Origin of the sequence: Sphingomonas phyllosphaerae, assembly GCF_029623345.1 — a bacterium.
GTDB classification, from domain to species: domain Bacteria; phylum Pseudomonadota; class Alphaproteobacteria; order Sphingomonadales; family Sphingomonadaceae; genus Sphingomonas; species Sphingomonas phyllosphaerae_C.
Genome location: NZ_JAPYKH010000052.1, coordinates 1 through 1,018, shown reverse-complemented (window position 1 = coordinate 1,018; position 1,018 = coordinate 1). Strand labels below are relative to the sequence as shown.

Below are 1,018 nucleotides of genomic sequence, written 5' to 3'. Positions count from 1 at the left end.
CTCACCGCTCCACCGCGCGCTCGACCAGCCCCCGCCAAACCCGACAGCCAACAAAAGCGACGCAGCGATGGCGAATTGCCATCGCGGCTGGCGTTGCCGTCCCCTGATAGCAGCGACGCGCATAGTCGCCGGGATCGGTTCATCCGCAATGGGGGCGAATAGGGATGTAAGGGCTCGCGCCTGCTCCGCCTGTTCCCGCAAGCGGGCGTGTAAGTCTGGCTGGCCTTCAAGGTAGGCGTCGACTATGCGCTGCCGCTCGGGCGACAGCCTGCCATCGATCCATGCGGCCAGATCGTCCTCGCCGATCGGGCTGGTCATTGCACGCTCCTCAATCGCGGCCGTTCACCCTCCCGGAGGAGGGTCGCCAGTCGGTCGCGCCCCCGCGATATGCGCGACATCACTGTGCCCAGCGGCACGCCGACGACGGCAGCGACCTCCGCATAGGGCAGACCCTCAACCGAGACGAGGAGCAGCACCGTTCGCTGCTCTTCAGGCAACGCATCAAGCGCGCGCAACAGGTCGCGGTGGTGCAGGCCTGTGTCCTGATCGGCCGGACGGCCGAGCGCGGCGTCGTCCACGAGGTGGAGCGGAACCGCCGTACCTCGCCGGATATGCTGCCGCTGATGGTCGACCAACAGATTATGCAGGATCGCATAGACCCAGGGGCGGACCTCCGTCCCGCGTCGTTGCCGCCAGCGCCCGACCGCGCGCTCAAGGCAATCCTGCACCACGTCATCCGCCATCGCCTGATCGCGCAACCACGACCGCGCATAGCGGCGCAGACCGGGGATCAATGGCTCGATCGCGGCAACAAGCGGGTCCATCTCAGTCGCGCTGCACCTGCACGATGCGGCCCGGCGCGCCGTTCACCACCTCGGCGACCGCCAGAAAGCGCCGGGGTGCCGCTGCACTGCCCTGAACGATCTGCCGGATCGGACCCGACGCATTCACGATCGCCGCACCTGCCGGGTTGCTCATGAAGTTCGCAAGCGGCTCTACCGCGCCGCTGCCGTCCGCA

The 1,018-nt window shown here is 67.8% G+C and carries 2 protein-coding genes and 1 pseudogene; all 3 read right to left on the bottom strand.

Annotated features, from left to right (window positions below):
- Positions 1-318: anti-sigma factor family protein (locus QBJ89_RS20060; RefSeq protein ID WP_431522560.1), on the bottom strand; the 318-nt coding region annotated here is incomplete at its 3' end.
- Positions 315-824 (bottom strand): RNA polymerase sigma factor, encoded by a 510-nt coding sequence (locus QBJ89_RS20055; RefSeq protein ID WP_277982212.1) that lies wholly within the window; start codon positions 822-824, stop codon positions 315-317. The genes QBJ89_RS20055 and QBJ89_RS20060, both read right to left, overlap by 4 nt.
- A gap of 1 nt (position 825) precedes the next feature.
- Positions 826-1,018, bottom strand: a pseudogene (locus tag QBJ89_RS20050) (hypothetical protein); the annotation flags it as partial.

What these genes read in the sequence shown, in the direction of transcription:
- QBJ89_RS20055 (WP_277982212.1), bottom strand. Translation starts at nt 824, where the DNA reads ATGGACCCGCTTGTTGCCGCGATCGAGCCATTGATCCCCGGTCTGCGC.